Genomic DNA, 506 nt, shown 5'->3' on the forward strand with positions numbered 1-506 from the left:
TGGGTTTGGTGGTCGGCGTCGTGGCGGATGACGTAGATCTCGTCAGCTGGGGTGGCGCCGAAAAAGGAGCGCGCGCGCGTCCATTTGAGGCCGTTGACGTAGACCTGGAGCTCGGGCTTGCGGCCGCCGGGCGCGAGGGGATCGGCGAGGTAGGTGAGCGGCGACTTGGCGAGCTTGAGCGACTGCCAGGGGATGAGCGCGTTGCCGGAGCCGATGATCTCGCGGCTGACGGTCTCGCCGCGGGTGGCCTTGGTCAGGCCCCAGAGAAAGGTGATCGGCTTGACGAGCTCGCGCTCGGGGTCGGCATCGAGGATCTGGGTGATCGTGATCTTGGGGATGCCGTTGGCCTTTGAACCGCCGCCCTTCGCCAGGATCGCGGTGCCCTCGGCGTCTTGGATGATGATGTCGGTGTCGGCGGTCGGGAGGCTGCTGCCGGCGGGGAGGGTGACCGGGTGGGCGCCGTCGAGGATGTCGTCACGGGTGACCGTGAGGGTTGGGATCCGCTC

At 68.0% G+C, this 506-nt stretch carries 1 pseudogene; it reads right to left on the reverse strand.

Annotation, left to right across the window (positions count from 1 at the left end):
• Positions 1–506: pseudogene (locus tag DB30_RS41125) on the reverse strand (hypothetical protein); the annotation flags it as partial.

The organism is Enhygromyxa salina (assembly GCF_000737335.2).
Taxonomy (GTDB): domain Bacteria; phylum Myxococcota_A; class Polyangia; order Nannocystales; family Nannocystaceae; genus Plesiocystis; species Plesiocystis salina_C.